General features: G+C 70.9%; 12 protein-coding genes and 1 pseudogene. 8 read left to right on the forward strand and 5 right to left on the reverse strand.

Going from position 1 to position 22,478, the window contains the following annotated elements:
* Window positions 1-45 precede the first annotated feature (45 nt).
* On the forward strand, window positions 46-708 hold the full coding sequence (locus ACGFYU_RS19100) for a GntR family transcriptional regulator (protein ID WP_393828451.1): 663 nt from the start codon (window positions 46-48) through the stop codon (window positions 706-708).
* A 14-nt stretch (window positions 709-722) separates the two neighbouring features.
* Here ACGFYU_RS19100 and ACGFYU_RS19105 read toward each other — a convergent pair whose 3' ends face one another.
* Both ACGFYU_RS19105 and ACGFYU_RS19110 read right to left on the reverse strand, forming a co-directional pair.
* The gene (locus tag ACGFYU_RS19105) at window positions 723-1,481 is read right to left on the reverse strand and encodes a hypothetical protein (protein WP_393828473.1); all 759 of its coding nucleotides are present in this window, start codon (window positions 1,479-1,481) and stop codon (window positions 723-725) included.
* 180 nt (window positions 1,482-1,661) lie between these two features.
* Entirely contained in the window at window positions 1,662-3,341 is a 1,680-nt protein-coding gene (locus ACGFYU_RS19110) for a PucR family transcriptional regulator (protein WP_393828452.1), read from the reverse strand.
* Window positions 3,342-3,595: 254 nt separating this feature from the next.
* Between ACGFYU_RS19110 and ACGFYU_RS19115 the strand changes: the two genes are divergently transcribed.
* From ACGFYU_RS19115 to ACGFYU_RS19145, 7 genes and pseudogenes are all read left to right on the forward strand, one after another.
* Window positions 3,596-4,489: an FAD binding domain-containing protein gene (locus ACGFYU_RS19115; RefSeq protein WP_393828453.1), complete on the forward strand. Its 894-nt coding sequence runs from the start codon at window positions 3,596-3,598 to the stop codon at window positions 4,487-4,489.
* Window positions 4,490-4,491: 2 nt separating this feature from the next.
* Window positions 4,492-5,097, forward strand: coding sequence for a (2Fe-2S)-binding protein (locus ACGFYU_RS19120; RefSeq protein WP_393828454.1), 606 nt, complete (start codon window positions 4,492-4,494; stop codon window positions 5,095-5,097).
* 2 nt (window positions 5,098-5,099) lie between these two features.
* Window positions 5,100-7,499 carry a xanthine dehydrogenase subunit D gene (gene pucD / locus ACGFYU_RS19125; protein WP_393828455.1) on the forward strand — a complete coding sequence of 800 codons (2,400 nt, stop codon included), beginning with the start codon at window positions 5,100-5,102 and terminating at the stop codon, window positions 7,497-7,499.
* Window positions 7,500-7,829: 330 nt separating this feature from the next.
* Entirely contained in the window at window positions 7,830-9,293 is a 1,464-nt protein-coding gene (locus ACGFYU_RS19130; RefSeq protein ID WP_382640672.1) for an NCS2 family permease, read from the forward strand.
* 75 nt (window positions 9,294-9,368) lie between these two features.
* A complete protein-coding gene (locus ACGFYU_RS19135; RefSeq protein WP_393828456.1) occupies window positions 9,369-10,520 on the forward strand; it encodes an XdhC family protein in 1,152 nt (383 codons plus the stop codon).
* A gap of 130 nt (window positions 10,521-10,650) precedes the next feature.
* The gene (locus ACGFYU_RS19140; RefSeq protein WP_393828457.1) at window positions 10,651-11,889 is read left to right on the forward strand and encodes a YncE family protein; all 1,239 of its coding nucleotides are present in this window, start codon (window positions 10,651-10,653) and stop codon (window positions 11,887-11,889) included.
* 86 nt (window positions 11,890-11,975) lie between these two features.
* A pseudogene (locus ACGFYU_RS19145) lies at window positions 11,976-13,157 on the forward strand (GNAT family N-acetyltransferase); the annotation flags it as partial.
* Here ACGFYU_RS19145 and ACGFYU_RS19150 read toward each other — a convergent pair.
* The 3 genes from ACGFYU_RS19150 to ACGFYU_RS19160 all read right to left on the reverse strand — a co-directional run bounded on the left by ACGFYU_RS19150 (window position 13,088) and on the right by ACGFYU_RS19160 (window position 22,249).
* Window positions 13,088-15,454 carry a germacradienol/geosmin synthase gene (locus ACGFYU_RS19150; RefSeq protein WP_393828458.1) on the reverse strand — a complete coding sequence of 789 codons (2,367 nt, stop codon included), beginning with the start codon at window positions 15,452-15,454 and terminating at the stop codon, window positions 13,088-13,090. The pseudogene ACGFYU_RS19145 and the gene ACGFYU_RS19150 sit on opposite strands and share 70 nt — an antisense overlap.
* 114 nt (window positions 15,455-15,568) lie before the next feature.
* The gene (locus tag ACGFYU_RS19155) at window positions 15,569-17,593 is read right to left on the reverse strand and encodes an ABC transporter ATP-binding protein (protein ID WP_393828459.1); all 2,025 of its coding nucleotides are present in this window, start codon (window positions 17,591-17,593) and stop codon (window positions 15,569-15,571) included.
* A gap of 342 nt (window positions 17,594-17,935) precedes the next feature.
* Window positions 17,936-22,249 carry a LamG-like jellyroll fold domain-containing protein gene (locus ACGFYU_RS19160; RefSeq protein ID WP_393828460.1) on the reverse strand — a complete coding sequence of 1,438 codons (4,314 nt, stop codon included), beginning with the start codon at window positions 22,247-22,249 and terminating at the stop codon, window positions 17,936-17,938.
* Window positions 22,250-22,478 lie beyond the last annotated feature (229 nt).

Below are 22,478 nucleotides of genomic sequence, written 5' to 3' on the forward strand. Positions count from 1 at the left end.
CAGGCCGTATCCTCGGGGCAGGCCGAGACCCCGTAGGAGGACCGAGTGCACGACACGGCCCGAGCGGGGATTCCGGAACCTCGGAAGGTGCTGCGCCATTCGGTGCGCGGGCAGGTGCTCGACGCGCTGCGCGCCGCGCTCGTCGAGGGGGAGCTGGTGCCGGGGGAGATCTACTCGGGCCCGGCCCTGGGGGAGCGCTTCGGCGTCTCCGCGACGCCCGTGCGCGAGGCGATGCAGCAGCTGGCCCTGGAAGGGGCCGTGGAGTGCCTCCCGAACCGCGGCTTCCGCGTCGTGTCGCGGACCCCGCGCGAGCTGGCGGAGCTGGCGGAGGTACGGGCCCTGCTGGAGGTCCCCGTCATGCTGAGGCTGGCCCGGGCCGTGCCGTCGGCCGCCTGGGAGGCCCTGCGGCCGGCGGCGGCCGCCACGGCCGAGGCGGCGGCGGAGGGCGACCTGCCGGGCTACGCGGAGGCGGACCGGGCCTTCCACCGGGAGGTCCTCGCCCTGGCGGGCAACGCGCAGCTGGTGGCGGTGGCCGAGGAACTCCACCGCCGGGCCCAGTGGCCCCTCCCGCGCGCCCCCCGCGTCCGCCGGGCCGACCTCGTCGCCGACGCGGCGGAACACTCGGCCCTACTGGAGGCCCTGATCGCCGGCGACCTCCCGGTGGTCGAATCCCTGGTCCGCGAACACTTCGCGGGCGCCGCCGTCTGAGGCCCGCGCAGCGGTCACGCCGGGGACGGGGCCAGTTGGTCGGCCAGCCAGGTGGGGATGCCGCCCAGGAGGTGGAAGAGGCGGCGGGCCTCCGCGCGTAGACGGGCGGCCTCGGGTTCCGGTTCGGCCTCCGCGAGGGCGGCCAGGGCCGGGGCCGTGCCGATCAGGAAGCCCAGGTCCTCCCGGATGCGGAGGGACTCCGCGAAGCCCTTGCGGGCCTCCGCCACCTCGCCGTCCCGCAGGGCCAGCGCGGCCAGGTGCCGCCAGGTGAAGGACAGCAGCAGCGTGTCCCCGTGGGCCAGGGCCCCCGCATGGGCCCGGTGGTACGCCGGACGGGCCGACTGCGGGGCGTCCGTCAGGTGCTCGGCGACCAGGCCCCTGCGGAAGTCCAGCAGCGGGCGGGTCCGGGAGGAGGGGGACAGCAGGGCCGCCGCCCGGCCCAGCGCCGACCGGGCCTCGTCGGCCCGGTCCCGGACCCCGAGCACGGTCGCCGCGTACGCCAGCTGCCCGCGCTCGCAGGCGGCCGCGCCCCGGTCGTCGTCGTCCTGTGCGACCGCCTCGGCGACCCGCAGCGCGTCCTCGGCCTCGGCCCAGCCCTGCCCCGTGAACAGGCACCGCTCGACCAGCAGCGCGGTCCGCTGCACGGCCGCCCCGGCATGTTGCAGGTGCGGCGTCAGCAGAGCCGCGGCGTCGGTCCAACAGCCGCGCGAGCGCAGCCGCCATATCGCCCGCTGGAGGGGGTCGTCTCCCCCGGTAGTTCCGGCACTCGACATGGCGGTATCCGCCACATTGCCCTCCCCAAAGCAACCAAGCAGCACGTCGTTGAGCCCTGGGGCGAAATGAGAGCACGGATCGGCGGCTTCGGCCAAGGGGTCGGGTGAACTCTTTCACAAAGTCCGGATCCTTCGTCAGGCACCCCCCTGGGCAGACCCGCCCCACCCGGGCGGATCTTCTCAGCTCATGCGCAGTGCGAGGAAGAAGTCGAGCTTGTCCTCCAGCCGGGAGAGGTCGCGCGCCGTCAACTGCTCGATTCGCCCGACCCGGTAACGCAGCGTGTTGACGTGCAGGTGCAGCCGCGTCGCACACCGGGTCCACGAGCCGTCGCAGTCCAGGAAGGCCTCCAGCGTCGGGATGAGCTCCGCTCGGTGGCGCCGGTCGTAGTCCCGCAGCGGGTCCAGGAGCCGGGCCGTGAAGGCGCGGCGGACGTCGTCCGGGACGAACGGCAGCAGCAGCACGTGCGAGGCCAGCTCGTGGTGGCCCGCGGCGCACACCCGGCCCGGGCGGGCCGCGGCGACCCGGCGGGCGTGCCGGGCCTCCTCCAGCGCCCCGCGCAGCCCCTCGGCGGAGTGCACGGCCGCGCTCACGCCCAGCGTGAGCCGGCCGTCGTCGGCGAGACCGGCCTGCAGGGGTTCCCGTACGGCCGCGAGCAGCGCGTCGGCGTGCAGTGCCGCGTCGGGGCCCTTGTCCTCCCCGCCCTCACCGACCGGCGAGGGCAGCGGTACGAGGGCGATGGCCTCGTCCCCGGCGTGGGCGACGGCGATCCGGTCCGAGGGCTCCGGCCCCGACACGGACGGGTCGACGAGGATCTCCTCCAGCAGCGACTGGGCCACCGGGCCGCCGGGGATGTCCCCGCCGTCCCAGTCCACCCGGGCCACGACGACCTGCCAGTGCGGCGCCGACCCGAGCCCGGGCAGCAGCACCGGCGCCGCCACCCGCAGGCGGGCCGCGATCTCGGCCGGCGGCGCGCCCGTCTGGACCAGCTCCAGCACCTCCTGTGCCAGGCGCCGGCGCACCGTGCGGGCCGCGTCGCGCCGGTCCCGCTCGACGGCGATCAGCTGGGTGACGCCCTGGAGCAGGTCCAGCCGCTCGGCGGGCCAGTCGCCGGCGTCCGCCTCCACGGCCAGCAGCCAGTCCGACAGCACGCTCTCGCGCACGTCACGGGCGGCGGGACCGCCCGCGCCGCGGCCGTGTCCCCTGATCGGGAAGAGCGAGTAGGTAATACCCTGGATGGAGATCCGGTGCGGTCCCCTGCGGCCCGTCCGGACCGCCGCGAGGTGCTCGCTCGCCAGTGCTGCGCACACGCCCGGGGCGAGCGGCTCGCCCGCCCCGGCGATCTGCCGGCCCGTGGGGGACAGCACCCAGGCCCGGAGATCGAGGTCGGTGGTGAGCAGATCCAGCACCACATCGGGACCGCCGCCGGCCGGCCCCGAGGTCATCAGACGGCGGTGTCGGTCCACGACGGCCGCGAGGTCCCCGGCACGCTCTCCCGAGACCTGCCGCACCACGTACTCCGTGATCGTGGCGAATGCAACGTCTTCGTTCACAGCGAACAGCGGCAGACGGTTGCGCACACAGGCCGAGACCAGATCGTCGGGGATGTCCCCGAGCTCCGCCTCGCCCGCGGCGAGGCCCGCCACGCCCGCGCTCGCGAGGATTCGTACGAACGGCTCTGAGTCGGCTGAATTTCTACGCCAGGCCAGGCCAGTGAGGACGAGCTCGCCCCCGGTGAGGTATCGGCTGGGATCCCTCAGGTCGGTCGTCATGACCCCGCGGACCGTCCGGTCGAGTTCTTCCTCGCCGCCCAGCAGCCGCAGCCCCAGCGCCTCGGTTTCCAGCAGTGCGCGCAGCCGCATGATGTCGCCGCCGATCTGTCTCGAATGTTGCCGTTGGAAATCGGGCAGGTCGTCGCATCCTGCCTTTCATACGAATCTACAAGACGAGGGAGGTCGTCAGCCAACTCCTTCATGGTTTCGGTGACTGCACCCGGGGGACGCGGGGCTTGTGTACTGGCTCCACACCGCGTTAACAGCACGTGAACGACCAGTCGAGGGCCCTAAGGCCTCCTGGCTTGAAGTGAACGACCCGATTAAGAAGAAGAGAGCCGCACATGGACTTCCTTCGCCCCGCCAGCTGGGAGGAGGCGCTCGCCGCTAAGGCCGAGTTCCCCACAGCTGTGCCGATTGCGGGTGGCACCGACATCATGGTCGAGATCAACTTCGACCACCGCCGTCCGGAGTACCTCCTTGACCTCAACCGCATCGAGTTGCTGCGGGAGTGGGAGGTAGGCGAGGAGGTCACCAAGCTCGGCGCCTCCGTCCCGTACACCCAGATCATGGAGAACCTGCGCGGCACGCTGCCGGGTCTCGCGCTCGCCTCGCACACGGTCGCGTCCCCGCAGATCCGCAACCGCGGCGGCGTCGGCGGCAACCTCGGTTGCGCCTCGCCGGCCGGTGACTCCCACCCCGCCCTGCTCGCCGCCGACTGCCACGTCGAGGTCGAGTCGGTGCGCGGCGCGCGCCTGATCCCGATCGACGAGTTCTACACCGGCGTCAAGCGCAACGCGCTCGCCCCCGACGAGCTCATCAAGTCGGTCCACATCAAGAACGCCACGGGCCCGCAGCAGTACTCCAAGGTCGGCACCCGCAACGCGATGGTCATCGCGGTCTGCGGCTTCGGCCTGGCCCTGCACACCGACACCCGCACCGTGCGTACGGGTATCGCCTCGGCCGCCCCGACCCCGATCCGGGCGAAGGCCGCCGAGGAGTTCCTGAACGCCGCGCTCGAAGAGGGCGGTTTCTGGGACAACGGCAAGGTGATCACCCCGTCGATCGCCAAGCAGTTCGGTGAGCTCGCCTCCGGCGCGTGCAACCCGATCGACGACGTCCGTGGCACGGCGAAGTACCGCCGTCACGCGGTCGGCATCCTTGCTCGCCGCCAGCTCGTCTGGACCTGGGAGCAGTACCGCGGCACGAACGGCCGCTCGCTTGAAGGGGCTGCGTAACCATGCGCGTCAATTTCACTGTCAACGGTCGTCCGCAGGAAGCCGACGACGTCTGGGAGGGCGAGTCCCTCCTCTACGTCCTGCGTGAGCGCCTGGGCCTGCCCGGCTCGAAGAACGCCTGTGAGCAGGGCGAGTGCGGTTCCTGCACCGTCCGCCTCGACGGCGTGCCGGTCTGTTCCTGCCTGGTCGCGGCCGGTCAGGTCGAGGGTCGCGACGTCGTGACCGTCGAGGGCCTGGCCGACTTCGCCAAGCAGCGCGAGGCGCACGGCCACGGCGGTGCCTGCGGCACCGGCGGTGGCTGCGGCAGCAAGGGCGTCTCCACGGACGAGGCCCAGCGCTGGGCCGCCAAGCCGGGCGACTCCCAGACCGGTGAGGGCGTCGAGCTCTCCAACATCCAGCAGGCGTTCATCGACGCCGGCGCCGTCCAGTGCGGTTTCTGCACCCCGGGTCTGCTGGTCCAGGCCGACGCTCTCCTGGAGCAGAACGCCGACCCGTCCGACCAGGACATCCGTGAGGCCCTGTCCGGCAACCTCTGCCGCTGCACGGGCTACGAGAAGATCCTCGACGCGGTCCGCCTCGCGGCCGCCCGTCAGGGAGAGGCGGTCTGACCATGGCGCAGAACACCCGCACCGTCGGCGCGCCGACGGACGTCACCCAGAAGCACACCAAGGGCGGCATCGGCGAGTCCACGCTCCGCCCGGACGGCACCCTCAAGGTCACCGGCGAGTTCGCGTACTCCTCGGACATGTGGCACGAGGACATGCTGTGGGGCCAGACCCTGCGCAGCACCGTCGCCCACGCCGAGATCGTCTCCATCGACATCTCCGAGGCGCTGGCCATGCCGGGCGTCTACTCGGTCCTGACGTACGACGACCTGCCGGCCGAGATGAAGAACTACGGCCTCGAGATCCAGGACACCCCGGTTCTCGCCAACGGCCGGGTACGTCACCACGGTGAGCCGGTCGCCCTCGTGGCCGCCGACCACCCGGAGACCGCCCGCCGCGCGGCTGCCAAGATCAAGATCGACTACAAGGAGCTGCCGCTCGTCACGGACGAGGCTTCCGCCCTCGCCCCCGACGCGCCGCTGATCCACGAGGGCCGCGACGACCACCACGCCGGTCACGTCCCGCACCCGAACATCGTGCACCGCCAGCCGATCATCCGCGGCAACGTGGAAGAGGCCCGCAAGCGCGCCGATGTCATCGTCGAGGGCGAGTACACCTTCGGCATGCAGGACCAGGCCTTCCTCGGCCCGGAGTCCGGTCTCGCCGTGCCGTCCGAGGACGGCGGTGTCGACCTCTACGTCGCCACCCAGTGGCTGCACTCCGACCTTCAGCAGATCGCCCCGGTCCTCGGCCTCCCGCCGGAGAAGGTCCGCATGACGCTCTCCGGCGTCGGCGGTGCCTTCGGTGGCCGCGAGGACATCTCGATGCAGATCCACGCCTGCCTGCTGGCCCTCGCGACCAACAAGCCGGTCAAGATCGTCTACAACCGCTTCGAGTCCTTCTTCGGCCACGTGCACCGTCACCCGGCGAAGCTCTGGTACGAGCACGGCGCCACCAAGGACGGCAAGATCACGCACATGAAGTGCAAGATCGTGCTCGACGGCGGTGCCTACGCCTCGGCCTCCCCGGCCGTCGTCGGCAACGCCTCCTCCCTCTCCGTCGGCCCGTACGTCATCGACGACGTCGACATCGAGGCGATCGCGCTCTACACGAACAACCCGCCCTGTGGCGCGATGCGCGGCTTCGGCGCCGTCCAGGCCTGCTTCGCGTACGAGGCCCAGATGGACAAGCTCGCGGCGAAGCTGGGCATGGACCCGGTCGAGTTCCGCCAGCTGAACGCCATGGAGATGGGCACGATCATGCCCACCGGCCAGGTCGTGGACTCCCCGGCGCCCGTCGCCGAGCTGCTGCGCCGGGTCAAGGCCCGCCCGCTGCCGCCGGAGCGCCAGTGGGAGAGCGCCGGCGAGGGTGCGGACGTCCGCGCGCTGCCGGGTGGCCTCTCCAACACCACGCACGGTGAGGGCGTCGTCCGCGGCGTCGGCTACGCGGTCGGCATCAAGAACGTCGGCTTCTCCGAGGGCTTCGACGACTACTCCACCGCCCGCGTGCGCCTGGAGGTCATCAACGGCGAGCCCGTCGCGATGGTCCACACGGCCATGGCGGAGGTCGGCCAGGGCGGTGTCACCGTCCACGCGCAGATCGCCCGTACGGAGCTGGGTGTCACGCAGGTGACCATCCACCCGGCCGACACGCAGGTCGGCTCCGCCGGTTCCACGTCCGCTTCGCGGCAGACGTACATGACCGGTGGCGCGGTGAAGAACACCTGTGAGGCCGTCCGCGAGAAGGTCCTGGAGATCGGCCGCCGCAAGAACGGCTCCTACCACCCGGCGTGGGCGACCGCCGAGCTGCTCCTCGAGGGCGGCAAGGTCGTCACCGACGGTGGCGAGGTGCTGGCCGACCTGGCGGACATCCTGGAGGGCGAGGACGCTATCGACCTCGAGCTCGAGTTCCGTCACCGTCCGACCGTCGCCTTCGACCTGAAGACCGGCCAGGGCGACGGCCACGTCCAGTACACCTTCGCCGCGCACCGCGCGGTCGTCGAGGTGGACACCGAGCTCGGCCTGGTCAAGGTCGTCGAGCTGGCGACCGCCCAGGACGTCGGCAAGGCGCTGAACATGCTCTCCGTGGTGGGCCAGATCCAGGGTGGTACCACCCAGGGTCTCGGCGTGGCGGTCATGGAAGAGATCATCGTGGACCCGAAGACCGCGAAGGTGCGCAACCCCTCCTTCACGGACTACCTGATCCCGACCATCCTCGACACCCCGACCATCCCGGTCGACGTCCTGGAGCTCGCCGACCCGAACGCGCCCTACGGCCTTCGCGGTCTCGGCGAGGCCCCGACCCTGTCGTCCACCCCGGCCGTCCTCGCGGCGATCCGGGCGGCGACGGGCCTGGAGCTCAACAAGACGCCGATCCGTCCGGAAGCCCTCACCGGGACCCTCTAGGACGGCGTGGTCCGGGGGCCGCGAGGCCCCCGGACCCCCCAAAGACTCTCCGGGCGGTGTGACACGGGAACGTCACACTTTCAGTCCCACCGCCCGGAGTACACGAAGTACCGCACCGCTCGCGGTCCTTTACCTGCAAGTGACAAGCAGTACCCCTGCAAGAACCCCCGTAGTACCAGCGGTCACCCCCGCACTACCCGCAGTACACGCAGTGCACATTTCGCGTCGCCTCGGGCCGTCACCCCGGGTCGTGCAGCCAACGCAGTTTCCCAAATCCCGCGTCTCCAATCTCCATGCGGGTGCCCCTTTGAACCTTGGGAGTTAGGCACCATGACCCAGTCGTCTGTGGAGCCCAAGACCACCGCGGAAGAGGCCGGCGACGGCACTCTCAACCCCGCTGGGCGTTCTTGGCTCGACCGGTACTTTCACATAACCCACAGAGGATCCAACGTCGGCAATGAAATTCGTGGCGGTGTCACGACGTTCATGGCCATGGCGTACATCCTCCTGCTCAACCCGCTGATCCTCTCCGGCAAGGACGTCGCCGGAAACACGATGGCGCCCGCGGCGCTGATCACGGCCACGGCCTTCGCCGCGGCCCTGACCACGCTCCTGATGGGCTTCATCGGCAAGGTCCCGCTGGTCCTCGCCGCCGGCCTCTCGGTCTCCGGCGTGCTGGCCTCGCAGGTGGCCCCGCAGATGACCTGGCCGCAGGCCATGGGCATGTGCGTGATGTACGGCGTCGTGATCTGTCTCCTGGTCGTCACCGGCCTCCGAGAGATGATCATGAACGCGATCCCGCTCGCGCTCAAGCACGCGATCACCATGGGCATCGGCATGTTCGTCGCCCTGATCGGTCTCGTGAAGGCCGGCTTCGTCGGCAAGGGCCCCGAGTTCGGCCCGCCGGTCCAGCTCGGCTCCGTCGGTGAGCTCGCCGGCTGGCCCGTCCTGCTCTTCTGCGTCACCCTGCTGACGATCTTCATGCTGCAGGCCCGCAAGGTCCCCGGCGCCATCCTGATCGGCATCGTGGGCGGCACCGTCCTCGCGGCCATCCTGAACGCCGTCGCGGACATCGACCCGAAGGCTTGGAAGAACGGTCCGCCGGTCCTCGAGGGCTCCGCCGTCTCGATGCCCGACTTCTCGCTCTTCGGTGACGTCTCCTTCGGCGGCTGGGGCGATGTCGGCGTCATGACGGTCGGCATGATCGTCTTCACCCTGGTGCTCGCGGGCTTCTTCGACGCGATGGCCACCATCATCGGCGTCGGCACCGAGGCCAAGCTGGCCGACGAGCAGGGCCGCATGCCGGGTCTGTCGAAGGCCCTGTTCATCGACGGCGCCGGTGGCGCCATCGGTGGCATCGCGGGTGGCTCCGGCCAGACCGTCTTCGTTGAGTCCGCCACCGGCGTCGGTGAGGGTGCCCGCACAGGTCTCGCCTCCGTCGTCAGCGGTCTGCTCTTCGCCGCCTGCCTCTTCTTCACCCCGATCACGCAGATCGTCCCGGGTGAGGTCGCCTCCGCGGCCCTGGTCGTCATCGGCGCCATGATGATGCAGAACGCCCGCCACGTGGACTGGGCCGACACGGCGACCGCCATCCCGGTCTTCCTGACCGTGGTGATCATGCCCTTCACCTACTCGATCACCCCCGGTGTCGCCGCAGGTGTCCTCTCCTACGTGGCCATCAAGGTCGCGCAGGGCAAGGCCCGCGAGATCGGCGCCTTCATGTGGGTCCTGACCGGTGTCTTCCTGGTCTTCTTCGCCCTCCACCCCATCGAGGCGTGGCTCGGCGTGAAGTAACGGGACGGACCGTGTCACCCGTCTGACCCTCCACGCATCCGATACTGGAACCCGAACCCCTCCGAGGAGGCCGCAATGCTGGACATCGCCGAAGAACTGAACCGGTGGGTCGAGCAGGGACGAGACTTCGCCGTCGCCACGGTCGTGGCGGTCGGCGGGAGCGCGCCCCGGCAGCCCGGAGCCGCACTCGCTGTCGACAGCGAGGGCACGGCGATCGGCTCGGTTTCCGGCGGATGCGTGGAGGGCGCGGTGTACGAGCTGTGCCGGCAGGCGCTCGAGGACGGCGAAACCGTCCAGGAGCGCTTCGGGTACAGCGACGACGATGCCTTCGCCGTGGGTCTGACCTGCGGCGGAATCATCGACATCCTGGTGACCCCGGTAACCGTTGGCTCCCCCGTCCGGGAGGTGTTCGCGGCCGCCCTGGCCGCCGCCGCCCGCGGCGAGGCCGCCGCGGTGGCCCGGATCGCCGAGGGCCCGGCCGAGCTGATGGGCCGCGCCGTGCTCGTCCGTACCGAAGGCGCCCACACGGGCGGCTTCGGCGGACACCCCGAGCTGGACCGCACCATCGCCGAAGAGGCCCGCGCCATGCTCGACGCCGGGAAGACCGGCGTGCTGGAGATAGGCGCCGACGGCCGGCTCTGCGGAGAGCCGCTCAAGGTGCTGGTCGAATCCAGCGTCCCGCCCCCGCGGATGATCGTCTTCGGAGCCATCGACTTCGCCTCCGCCCTCGTGCGGATCGGCAAGTTCCTCGGCTACCGGGTGACCGTGTGCGACGCGCGGCCGATCTTCGCGACGAAGACCCGCTTCCCCGAGGCGGACGAGATCGTCGTCGACTGGCCGCACCGCTACCTGGAGAGCACGGACGTGGACGGCCGGACCGTCCTGTGCGTGCTCACCCACGACGCCAAGTTCGACGTCCCGCTCCTCGAACTGGCCCTCAAGCTTCCCGTCGCCTACGTCGGCGCCATGGGCTCCCGCCGCACCCACGAGGACCGCAACAAGCGGCTGCGCGAGGTCGGCGTGACCGAGCTGGAACTGGCCCGGCTGCGTTCCCCGATCGGCCTGGACCTCGGCGCCCGCTCCCCGGAGGAGACCGCGCTGTCCATCGCCGCCGAGATCGTCGCCAACCGCCGCGGCGGCACCGGCGCCGCCCTCACCGGCGCGCACATCCCGATCCACCCCGACGTCTCGAACACGGTGGTCGGCAGGATCGGTTCCGTCGCTTGAAGGGCTGATCCCCGTACGTGAGCCAAGGGCGCACCCCGTAGGGGTTGCGCCCTTTTGGCGTTCCGCCTATTTTACCGGCCGGTAACAGGAGGCACCCTCTCCATCCCTTCCCCACACCGGAGTTGAACGGATGTCACGTACCCTCCGCACCCTGGGCGCGCTGGCCGCGGCCACCCTGCTGACTGCCGTGGCGCCGGCGGCCGCCGCGCCCGCCCCCGGCGACGGACTGCGCGAGGTGCTCTTCGTCGGGAACAACTGGGAGGGGACCGCCGACGTCCTCGCCTCCACCGGCGATCTCGCCAAGGTCGGCCGGATCAACGTGATCCCCGACAAGGAGGAACGGCTCCGGGAGATCTACCTCAACCCCGTCAAGCTCGGCTTCTTCCTGGGCATCCGCGCCACCGCGGGCGAGGGCCACGACCAGTTCGTGGACGACATGTACACCACCCCGGACGGCTCGGCCGTCGTCGCCTCCCGGCCCAGCTTCGCCGACGTCGTCTCCATCGACGTGCGGTCGGGCCGGATCAACTGGCGCTTCCCCGTGGCCGGTTACCGAGCCGACCACATGGCCGTCTCGCCGGACGGCACCCGCGTCGCGGTGTCCGCCTCCACCGCCAACACCGTGCACGTCCTCGACATCGCCACGGGCCGGCAGGTCGGCTCCTTCGCCACCGGCGACAAGCCCCACGAGAACACCTTCACCCAGGGCGGCCGCTACCTGTGGAACAGCTCCATCGGGGACGTGACCTCCGCCCTCGACGCGCCCTGGCTGGACTGGACGAAGGGCGACCGGAAGATCACCGTCGTCGACGCGCAGACCTTCCGCACCGTCCGGGTGATCGACATGCGGGAGCGGCTGGACGCCTTCGGTCGGGGGGACCTCTCCGACGCAGTGCGCCCCGTCTCCTTCAGCCCCGACGAGTCGAAGCTCTACTTCCAGGTCTCCTTCTTCAACGGCTTCCTGGAGTACGACGTGGCCTCCGACCGCATCACCCGCCTCAAGACCCTCCCCGAGAACCCCGCCACCACCACCGACCGGACCAAGTGGGTCAACGACTCCCGCCACCACGGCATGTCCATGAGCCCGGACGGGGCCAAGCTCTGCATCGCGGGCACGATGGACGACTACGCGACCGTGGTGGACCGCGCCACCCTCACCGAGGGGCCGCTCGTGCCCGCCGACAAGCCGTACTGGGCCACCGTCGACGGTGACGGCACGGCGTGCGTGATCTCCGAGAGCGGCGCCGACCGGGTCACGGCCATCGACTTCGCCACCGGCGCGAAGCGGGTGTCCGTACCCGTTGGGGACCATCCGCAGCGGGTCCGGCTGGGACACGTCCCGGCCGGCTGGGCCGGCCCCACGCGCTGAGCACCGCCCGGTGGAAACCGGCCAAACGGGCAGATCTGGCCATTATGGGGTGACCGGTCCCGCGATGACCGTTTAGTCTCGTGATCATGGTGGAGATCCGCGACGTGCCCGAGTCCGACATCGACCGCGCTCTGGAGCTCGCGTACCTGGTCTTCCACGACCGGCCCGAGAAGGAGGGCCGCGCGAAACACCACGCGCTGCTGGAGCGGTGCGGCCGGATCGGCGCCTACGACGGGGACGCCCTCGTCGGCTTCATGGCCGCGTACGACTTCCGGCTCTCGGTGCCCGGGGCGGACCTGCCCTGCCCCGGGCTCACCTTCGTCTGCGTCGCCCCCACCCACCGCCGCCGCGGTGTCCTCACCGAGCTGATGGCCGAGCAGCTGCGGCGCGCCGCGGCCGCCGGCAGCCCGATCGCCGCCCTGTGGGCCTCCGAGGCCGCCATCTACGGCCGCTTCGGCTTCGGCGGCGCGACCACCGGCACCACCATCGAGATCGACTCCACCCGCCCGCTGGCCCTGCGCATCGCACCGGACCGGCGCCCGCTGCGGCTCGTCGACCCGGAGCGGGCACCGGCGCTGATCGGCCCCTTCCACGAGGCCGCCCGCGCCCGGCGGGCCGGCCGCCCGACCCGCGGCCCGGAGCGGTGGACCGAGGAGTGGCTGTCCGAACAGGACGAGGAGGACGAGGAGCTGAGCCCGCCCCGGATCATCGTCCTGGGCGAGCCGGGCGAGCCCATCGCCGGATACGTGCTCTACCGCACCAAGCCGGAGGACGACGCGGGCGGGCCCGCCGGGCGCACCCGCACCCCCGGCCTGGTCCGCGTGGACGAACTGGAGGCCGACACCCCGGCGGTCGCCGCCGCGCTGTGGGAGTGCGTGGCCGCCCTCGACCTCACCGGCCGGGTCCGCGCCTGGGGCCGCCCCGCCGACGACCCCCTGCTGCACTTCGCCGCCGACCGGGACCAGGTGCGGATCACCGCCCAGTTCCCGGCGCTCTGGCTGCGCCTGGTCGACGTACGGGCGGCGCTGACCGGGCGGTCCTGGGCCGCGCCGGTGGAACTGGTGCTGGAGCTGACCGACGTACGGCTGCCCGCGAACGCCGGACGGTTCCGGCTGAAGGCGGGGCCCGGCGGGGCGACGTACGAGAGCGCGCGGGCCGCGCCCGACCTCGCCCTGGACGTACGGGAGCTGGCGGCCTGCTACCTGGGCGGGACCCGGGTCGCCGAGCTGGTCGCCGCGGGGCTGGTGGACGAGCGCACGCCGGGCGCGGCGGCGGCGCTGGACGCGGCCCTGCGGACGCCGCTGCTGCCCCACACCGCCGACGAGTTCTGAGCCGACGAGTTCTGACGGGAGATCCGCGCGGCCGCCATGCCGAAGCCGGAGCTCCGGACGCCGGTGGACAGGCCGTCGGCCGGCCGCCGCAGATCCTCCTCGCGGTAGCGGGGCACCGTCCGGTGCCAGTTGAGGATCCCGGCGTGCCAGTTCTTCAGCTCGCCCACGTATGCCTCCAGTGCGGCCCGGGCCTCGGCGCCGAGCTTCCGGTCGTCGTAGAGCAGCGGCAGCTGGTTCGCGGCGATGTGCTCGAACTCCTCGGTGCGCTGGGTCATCAGCGCGTGACAGATCCCCAGGGCCTCCGGATAGCCGATGTCGAAGAAGTTCCGGGTCACGAGGATGTAGTTGTGGACGTCGCCCTCGAACTCCACCTCCTTCTGGTAGGAGTGGATGTCGTTGAGGAGGCAGGCCGCGTCCGCGACCGCGTTCTCCAGCGAACGGATGGTCCCCGAGGCGTAGATGTCCTCGGGGATGCCCCGGCCACCGTGCCCGATCCGGCACAGGAGCATCGTCAGGCGGGTGCCGAAGGTCAGGCGGCGCATCTCGGCGTAGTCCACCGGGTCCGGAATGCGGTTCAGGACCAGGTTGTCCACCTCCCACACCCAGCTCTCCAGCATCTCCACCAGCGTGTCCCGGAACGCGGTGCGGGTATGCGCGGACATGCCGGCGGTGGTGCGCACCCAGAGGTCGGCGAGAGCGCGCTCCATCGCCGTCACCGGCGCCGCCTGGTCGGCGTGGTCGACGGGCGCCATGGAGATCAGGCGGGCCGTGGCGGCATGGGCGGCCGCCGGGTTCCTGCCCCGGCCGAAGACCGCCGGGTAGTAGTCGTCCGCGTACGTGCCCCAGGCGAGCCAGGCGGCGGTGAGGCAGAGCGCCTCGGGAGTGGCGTCCGGATCGACTCCGGCCGCGGCGAGCGCGAAGTCGAGGCCGCGCAGCTTCTCCTCGTTCCAGATCACCGATCCGGGGTCGCCCGGCTGCGGGTCCACCAGGCCCATCCGCCGGGCCCACGCCGCCAGTTCCGCGCGTGCGTACGGCAGGTGGGGGCTGAGGGTGAGCGGGTGCGGCATGTAGATGTCGGGGATGACGGACGGGCCGGTGCGTTCGTACGGTACGTGGCTGAACGAGCGGCGGCGCAGGTCCATCGAGCGCTTGGTGAAGACGGAGCCCAGGTCGAAGGCGGTGGTGCCGAGCCCGGTCGGGCGGAAGGGCGGGGTGAGCGGGGCGGTTTCCCTGGCCCTGGCCCTGACCTCCTGGTTCATGTAGCGGCTGGAGACCATGTGCCACTCGTGGCCGCCGGACTGCCAGTCCTGGAGCCCCTTGGTGTAGGCGAGGACCGCCGCGATCTCCCGCGGGGTCAGGGCGTGGTCGGCGAAGAGCCGGGGGAGTTCGGCGAGCGCGGTCTGCTCGAACTGCTGGAGGCGGGAGGTGAGGAGGTCGTTGGCGGCTTCCGCGGCTTCCTGCGTGGTGCAGCCGAGGAAGGTCTCCAGGACCAGGACGGCGTTGGAGAGCTCGCCCTCGTCGGTGACCTCGCGCTGGTAGGAGAAGAGGTCGTTCCTGATGTGCACGGCGTCGGAGAAGGCGTCGCGCAGCACGCCGAGCGCGCGCGAGCGGGCCACGCGCGCGGGGACCTCGGCGGCCACGTACTCGATCAGGCCGGCCGACCAGGGGGCGCCGCCCACCTTCCGGCGCATCTCGATGTATTCGAGGGGGTTCGCCACGCGGCCGATGTCGATGTTGGCCAGTTCCCACATGGACTCGTCGAGGAGGTTCCTCGTGGATTCGGAGAACCGTTCCCTCCAGTCGGCGGACATCGCCGGGACGGTCCGCTCCCACAGGTCGGCCAGGCCCGCCTCGACCGGGTTGGTGGGCTCGGGGAAGCCGTCGGCGAGGTCCATCGGCATGAAGGCGGCCAGCCGGTCGAGGTACTCCCTGGCGCCGTCACGGTCCTTGGTCCGCTTGTACATCGCCAGGAAGTGGTCGTCGAAGAAGAACACCCACACATACCAGTCGGTGACCAGCGACAGGGCCTCGCCGTCGCAGTCGGGGTGGGTGTAGGAGCACAGCAGCGCGTAGTCGTGCGATGCGAGGTCCCTCTCCTCCCAGACGCCGGAGCCCTCCAACATCCCCAGTGCGCGCGCCCACTGCCTGGTGTGGACCCTCGCGTCCTCCAGGTGGGGGTTCAGGCGCGCCGGATAGGGCACGTAGAAATCCGGCAGTTGGAAGGGCTGCGTCACGGCGTGCTCGGCCTTTCGTCCTTGGGTGCGGGGGGTCGGTGTGCCCGAGCCCCCCGCACGAGATCAGCAGGGCCTTACCCGTGACACCCCCGGGATAAGGGGGAGTTCACCGCTTCAGGTGACGGACGGGTCGTTCCGGGCCGCGGTGGCCTGCCGGGGGATGGGTGCGGGCCGCGCGGCGTCCTGCGCGTCCTGCGCGTCCTGCGCGTACTGTTCGGCCTGGAGCCGGAACATGGTCGCGTAGCGGCCGCCCCGGGCCAACAGCTCCTCGTGGCTTCCCTGTTCGACGACCCGGCCCTCGTGCAGCACGTAGATGACATCGGCGAACCGCACCCCCGACATGCGGTGCGTGACGAGGACCACCGCCCGTCGCGGCCCGGCCAGTCCCCGGATGCTGTCGAAGGCGGCGATCTCCGCCTCCGGGTCGAGCGCCGAGGTGGGCTCGTCCACGACGATGACGCGGGCGTCGCGGAAGCGGGTGCGGGCCAGGCCGAACTTCTGCCACTGCCCGCCGGACAGCTCCGAGGCGCCCCTGAACACCCGGGCGAGCAGGGTCTCGTAGCCGTTCGGCAGCTTCTCCACGATCCGGTCGGCCCCGGCGTAGCGGGCGGCGGCGACCACCTCGGCCGCCTGCTCCACGGAGCGCTCGGGGCTCTCGGCGCCGGGCCGGCCGATGGAGATGTTGGTCCGGGCGGTCACCGGCCAGCGCTCGAAGTCCTGGGTGAGCAGGGCGACCCGGTCGAAGACCTGCTCCCGGTCCGCCTCCCGCACCTCGACCCCGTCCCAGGTCAGCGATCCGGAGTCGGGCAGGTGCAGTCCGGCGAGGAGTTTGACGAGGGTGCTCTTCCCGGAACCGTTCTCGCCGACCAGGGCGACCACGCTGCCCGTCTCGATGGTCAGGGAGACGCCGGCCAGGGCCGGTTCGTCCCGGTCCGGATAGCTGAAGTGCACGTCGTCGAGCCGGAGCGTGCCCAGCCGCTCGGGCAGCGGCAGCCCTCCGGCGGGGATGGCGCGGCGGGCGGCCGCGGCGACGAACCGCTCCAAGTCCCTGACGTACAAGGACTCCTCGTGCAGGGTGTTGGTGGTGCTCACCAGTGCGCCGAGGCTCGCGGAGCCGGTGCGCACCGCGATCACGGCCGTCCCGGCTACGGCGAGGTCCATCCGGCCGGAGACGATCAACGCCCCCATCGCCCCGTACGTGACGAGGGCGGCGGCGCCGGAGAGCGCGGCGGCGAGCAGCTCGGTGGCGGCCTTGTCCTTGGCGAGGCGGGTGGCCTCGCCCTCGGCGTGCTCGGCCATGTTCCGGTAGTGGCCCAGCAGATAGCGGCCGACGCCGTGCACCCGTACCTCGGGGGCCGACGTACGGGAGATCAGCAGCTGGCCGATGAGCCGCGCCGCCCGTACGTGCTCCACCCAGGTGATCACGGACAGGTAGCGGCGCTGGGCCACCCGCATCGCGCCCCAGCCGCGCGGGGCGGCGATCAGCAGCAGCATGGGCAGGAGCAGGGGGTGCAGGACGGTCAGCACCCCGGCGGTGGCCACGAGCGAGATGACCCCGCCGAGGGTGGCCACACAGGCCCCCACCGTCCGGCGGGCGGAGGGCGGCCCCCACTGGGCGCTGTCGAGCAGCCGGCGGAACTCCCCGTCCTCGATGGCTTCGAGCTCCACCTCGACGGCCGCCTTCAGGTACTGCTCGTACGCGGCCCGCTCCACCTTGGGCTCCATCCGCCCGGCTGCCGCCGTCGACCGGGACGCGAGCACGGCCCCGAGCACGGCGACCAGCGCCCCGGCGGCGAGGGCGGGCACGGCGTCGTGCAGCCGGTCGGCGGCACTTCCCGCGCCGAGCAGCGTACGGAGCACCTCGCTGAGGACGAGCAGCCCGACGGCGGAGGTGACCCCCTGCCCGGCCTCAGCGACGGCGACGGTGAGCAGGGCGCGCCGGTCGGTGTCCCAGGCGAGGCGCAGGGTCCCGCCGACCATGCGGGGCATGGACCGCAGAGTGGCCAGGAGCCGGCTCTCCAGCCGGGCGTAGTCGTGGTTGGACCAGCCGGCGTCGTACCGCAGCGGCCCGCCGAACAGCCGCCGCTCGCTCTCGGAGACGGCGGGCTGGACGCTCTCGGGCCTTCGCAGAAGCCTCACGCGCGGCCACCCCCGCCCGCTTCCTGCTCGAACACCACATGAACGTGCACGGATCGCAAGTTTCCTCCCGAAGCCCCTCGGCGGTGAACTGACGCCGCAAGAACGCCGCTGCTCAGAGCGGCGTCACGGCCCACCGGGAGCGAACGCCCGCACACACTTGCGCCCCACCCCCGAACCCCAAGGGGCAGCCGGGCGAGGGGCCGTGACCCGGCGTTCGAACCACCCGGGGGTGGCCATGCCCCCCTTCGAGGGATTGCGCGGCGGGGTGTGGTGGATGGCCGCCGACGACATGGCGGAGGCCGCCTCCCCGGGTGGGGGAGGCGGCCTCGGTGCGGTGCGCTGCTATGGAGTGGGGATGGGGAGGGGGGCCGTGCCGAGGGTGGGGATGGTCCAGCGCTGGGCGGGGGAGGAATTGCAGTCGTAGAGCCAGAGCAGGGTGCCTGGTGTGGTGTTGAAGTTGCCGAGGTCGAGGCAGCGGTTGGAGGCGGGGTTGTAGAGGCCGTTGTCGGCTCGGGGGAGGAACTTCTGGCTTCCGGCGCTGCTGTCACAGGTACGGAGTTCGATGGGCGTGCCGTTCGTGGTCCCGGCGCCCGCGGCGTTCAGGCACTTGCCCTGGACGTGGACGGTGCCGTCGTTGCGCATCTCGAACTGCTGGGCGATCCAGTTGTCGCTGCACCCCCAGATCTGGATCCTGTTGCCGTCCTCGGTGTCCCCGGAGGCGTTGTCGATGCAGCTTCCGGCGGCCGCGGTGAGGCTGATGGGACTGCTGGCCGCGGGGGCGGTGACGGAGGCGGCGTAGGGGTAGACGGCGAGGTTGCTGACGCCGCCCTTGAAGGGGGAGGTGGAGTACGCCCCGGAGTCCTTGAAGCGGCCCAGGGTGAAGGGCCCGACGGGGGCCGGGCTGCTGGACGCGCCGTGCTGGCCGGTTGCGGCGAGGGTGCCGTTGACGTAGAGGCGCATGTGCCCGGTCGTGTGGTCGTAGACGGCGGTGAGGCGCGTCCAGGCACCCGGGGTGATGTCGGCGGTGCTGTTGACCTGAGTGGTCTCGTCGTAGGGCCAGGGGCTGGTGTCGCCGTTGGCGAGGGAGAACTGCCACACCTTCTTGATGTGGTTGGGGAACAGGAGGAGGGAGCTGTTGCGGTTCAGGTCCTGGCTGATGACGGCTCCTCCGAGGGCGTCGGCCTTGACCCAGGCGCTGATGGTGAAGCTCTTGCGGGTGTCGATCACCGGGCCGGTGGTGGTGATGAAGGAACTGGTGTCCTTGAACTGGGCGTAGGACGTGGCGCGCCCGCCGATGCTGTCCCCGGCCCAGGTGATGCCGGCCGCGGTGCCGGGGTAGTTGCCGATCACGCTGGGGACGGTGGTGCCGCCGGGATCGGTCAGCAGCCACTGTGCCTTGGGCGTGTTGAGGTTGCCCAGGGTGACGGGCGTCGTGCTGACGCCGGTGACGGCCGGGTACGGAGTGGCAGTGCCAGTGCCGTTGAACGCGACGAGCTGCTTGTTGGCGTCGACGGCCCAGAGGTCCGGGATGCCGTCGCCGCTCAGGTCGCCGTCAGAGCCGACCTGAGGGTAGGCCTTGGTGTCGATCCGGCCCGAGATCAGGCCTGCCGCCGGGTTGGTGAAGCCGGTGAGGTCCGGGGCTTGCGCTGTTCCCTTGACCGAGAGGGCGTGGAGACTGCCATCGGCCTTGGAACGCGCCCACAGGGTGGGGAAGTCCGTGCCCTGGGCCCGGCCGGGGGCTATGAGCTCGTATCCGTCCCACTTGGTGTCGTTGGCGGAGAGCAGGATGGCCTGTGGGGAGAGGGCATCGGTCGTACCCGCCGTGGTCAGCCACAGCCGACCGTTCTCGACGAAGAGCAGGGAGGTACGGGGAAGGCTGTCCGGGGTGGCATCGGAATCACCGGTGGTTGAGCCGAACGCCGCGATCTGCGTCACCTTGCCCCAGTCGGCGCCGTAGCCGTGGGCCGCGCAGTCGATCGTGGCGTTGGCCGGGGTGACACAGGCCGTGGGCTTGGTGACAGTGCCAGGCGCCTGCCCGTCGAACCGGCCGGTGCTGTCGTTGGTGTAGAGGTAGAGGTTGGCATTGCCCGGTTCGTGGGCGAAGAGATCGTCGATGACCTTACGGCCGAGGCTGCCTCGGTGGCTGATCTGGATGCCGTTCCAGTTGCTTGAGTTTCCCGGAGCGGCCTTGATGTCGGCCTTGGGCGCGCCGTACGGGTCTTCACCCCCTGCGATCTTCCGCAGGTTGCCGGTGGCGTCCGGCAGCAGTACGTCGGGCTTGCGGTCGCCGTTGATGTCCCCGAAGACCGGCTTGCCCGCGTCGGGGTTGTTCGGCGCGTAGTAGCTGTAGACGAAGGGCTGGGACATGTTGCCCGCGTTGTCCTGGGTCTGCAGGTACACGTAGTTGGTGCCCCAGTGCGGGGGCGTGACCTTGATGGTGGCCTTGCCGCCGGTCAGCTTGATGACACCGTCGTCGGTGCACTTCCAGCCGGTGGCGGAGGCCTTGACGGGATCCGTGGTCCAGCGGGCGCAGGCCAGGCCGGAGGTGCGGTTACCACTCGCCGGGGCCGGGTCGGCGCCGGTGAGGGTGAAGGTGCCCTCCTGGCCGGCGAGCTTGGGGTGCGCCCCGATGGTGCCGGAGGCGGGGAAGTCCGTGGAGGTGACGGAGGCGGTCGGCGGCGTGCGGTCGACCCGGAGGAAGCAGTATTCGCTGTCGGCGCTGGTCAGGAAGCCGTCGGCAGTGCGGGAGTGCCATCCGTACTGGTGCCCGTCGATCAGCGGGCCGACGTCGACGCTGACGGGTCCACTGCTGCCGTTCCAGCCGCTCTCCGCGGAGAAGCCCTTTCCGCCGTCGTCGTCGTCCCACACCTTGAAAGCCGTCCACAGCTGGAGTCCGGTGGCCGAGTACGTGTCAGTGGTGAGGGTGATGTTGTTGTTGGAACCGACCCAGCCCGGGTTGTCCCAAGGGTTGGTGGTCCCGGGAGTGCGGCAGCCGGCGTAGGAGTTGGTGTCGGCAAAACCGGGGGTGGGGCCGGTGCGCGGCGCCGAGACGGTCGGCGTGATGTCGTACTCGACGACGATGCGCGGGCTGTTGTCGAACCGCTGGCGGTAGTACTTGTTGTACTCGTCATCTGGGGCGAGGCCCATGGTGATGGTGGGCCACTGGTAGCGGACCGCCGTCTTCACGAGGCCCTTGACGTCGAAGGCGATGCCACCGGACCCGGACATGCTGATGCCGGCGACCTTGGTGCAGCCACCCATGTGCGAGTTCTTGTCGCAGGGCTGCCTGTTCCAGCTGGTCGGGTTGCTGATGTAGCCGGTGGAGTACAGACCCATCGGGGTAACGGTGCTCGGGCTCGAGGAGGAGATCACGTTCGCCTCGAACCGCGCGCTGAGGATCTCCGTGTTGTAGAGCCTCGAGTCGACGCCGATCTGGAAGTAGGCGCGGGTCCTGCCGATGCCGTCGCACGGAGGGTTGCCCACGTTGTAACCGCAGTAGCCGGTGGCAGGCTTGTCCTGCCCGTATTGGGTTCCGTTGAACTCGTTGGTGTCCTCGTACGCTTCTTGGACCTGGGCCCAGGCCTGGTTGGCGTTGTTGGCCGTCGGGGCCCAGCCAGGATCGATGTACCAGGGGCCGGTGCCCCGCTGGAGTAGGGCGTCGTCAGGGACGAGCTGGATGCCCTGGGCGTCGACGGTCGTGGCGATCGGCTGCACCCCGGCACCTGTGCCGGGGCCGTCGGAGCTCGACGGTGTCGAGATGCCCTCGGCCGGAGCGGACTGTTTGGCCAGGGCGCCCGCGGACTTTGAGCGGGCGGCGGGAGCGGCCTGCTCGGGACGAGCCGAGTCCCACATGAGCGGGGTCGGGGCTGTGAAACGGGTGTTGCCTTGAGCGTCCACCGCCTTGAGGTTGCCGGCACCGTCAGCGCTCACGGTCAGACCGTCGGCCTCGACGGGTAGCCGGAGCTTCTTGACGGAGGGGCTGGCAGCAGCCTCGGCGGTGCGGACGATCAGCACCTGGCGCCAGCCACCGGCGGGGGTGGCGGTCAGTTTGAGGTCCACGCCCGGCAGCACGGACGAGTAGAGGGCGCTGGCCCCGTTGAGGGCGGGCTTGGGCAGCGGGAAGGGCGCCTTGAGGGCCAGCTTCTTGCCGTCCGCGGTCGTCATGGTCGCCATCGGGCCGGTGCCACCGCCCGAGAAGCTGAGCGGAGAGGGGACGGCCGCCGGTGTCACGGTGCCATCCGTGTTCGTCCGCAGGGTTGCGTCGACTTTCTGCCAGTGTCCGGAGCCGTTCTTCACTCGCTCCGGTTCGAGCGAGGTCTCCGTGGCGAGCGTCCCGTTGGGGGTGGCGAAAGTCTGTGAACTGGCTGTTGTCAGATGGTCGATGAGGACCGGCTTGCCGCTGCTCTTGGCCCGGCCCTTCGCCGTATCGATCGCCGACGCCTCTGCGGAGGGAGGGCGGGGTGCAGGGGTGGGCCAGGAGGTGTTGGCGGGGCCGTGGCCGCGTGCTTCATCGGCGTACGCGGGAAGACCGGTCAGCAGACCCGATCCGAGGGCGAGTACGGCGGCGCCGGCGAGCGGCAGGGTGAGTGCGCCGGGGGGCCGTCGTCTGCGGAAGCCCCCCGAGCTGGAACGGTGTGAAGGAAATGCAGGCCTCATGGCGGAGGTCCTCGCTGTGAGCGGTCGATGTACAGAAGTCAGGGGCACATTTCCTTCCGATCTGCAAACTTGTCAACAGTTCGTCAGGTATTTGCCACGCCGCACGCCTGGTTCGTGGCATGAAGTGGCACCTTGTCCGAGGGTGATTTCGGCCAAGGGACGGATTCTTAAAATCCCCTTACATATCGAACACGCGCTTCGTAGAGTGCCCGTGATCCGGACCCTCCTG

The organism is Streptomyces sp. NPDC048337 (assembly GCF_043201175.1).
Taxonomy (GTDB): domain Bacteria; phylum Actinomycetota; class Actinomycetes; order Streptomycetales; family Streptomycetaceae; genus Streptomyces.

What these genes read in the sequence shown, in the direction of transcription:
- ACGFYU_RS19105 (WP_393828473.1), bottom strand. Translation starts at nt 1,481, where the DNA reads ATGTCGAGTGCCGGAACTACCGGGGGAGACGACCCCCTCCAGCGGGCG.
- ACGFYU_RS19110 (WP_393828452.1), bottom strand. Translation starts at nt 3,341, where the DNA reads ATGCGGCTGCGCGCACTGCTGGAAACCGAGGCGCTGGGGCTGCGGCTG.
- ACGFYU_RS19115 (WP_393828453.1), top strand. Translation starts at nt 3,596, where the DNA reads ATGGACTTCCTTCGCCCCGCCAGCTGGGAGGAGGCGCTCGCCGCTAAG.
- ACGFYU_RS19120 (WP_393828454.1), top strand. Translation starts at nt 4,492, where the DNA reads ATGCGCGTCAATTTCACTGTCAACGGTCGTCCGCAGGAAGCCGACGAC.
- pucD (WP_393828455.1), top strand. Translation starts at nt 5,100, where the DNA reads ATGGCGCAGAACACCCGCACCGTCGGCGCGCCGACGGACGTCACCCAG.
- ACGFYU_RS19130 (WP_382640672.1), top strand. Translation starts at nt 7,830, where the DNA reads ATGACCCAGTCGTCTGTGGAGCCCAAGACCACCGCGGAAGAGGCCGGC.
- ACGFYU_RS19135 (WP_393828456.1), top strand. Translation starts at nt 9,369, where the DNA reads ATGCTGGACATCGCCGAAGAACTGAACCGGTGGGTCGAGCAGGGACGA.
- ACGFYU_RS19140 (WP_393828457.1), top strand. Translation starts at nt 10,651, where the DNA reads ATGTCACGTACCCTCCGCACCCTGGGCGCGCTGGCCGCGGCCACCCTG.
- ACGFYU_RS19160 (WP_393828460.1), bottom strand. Translation starts at nt 22,249, where the DNA reads ATGAGGCCTGCATTTCCTTCACACCGTTCCAGCTCGGGGGGCTTCCGC.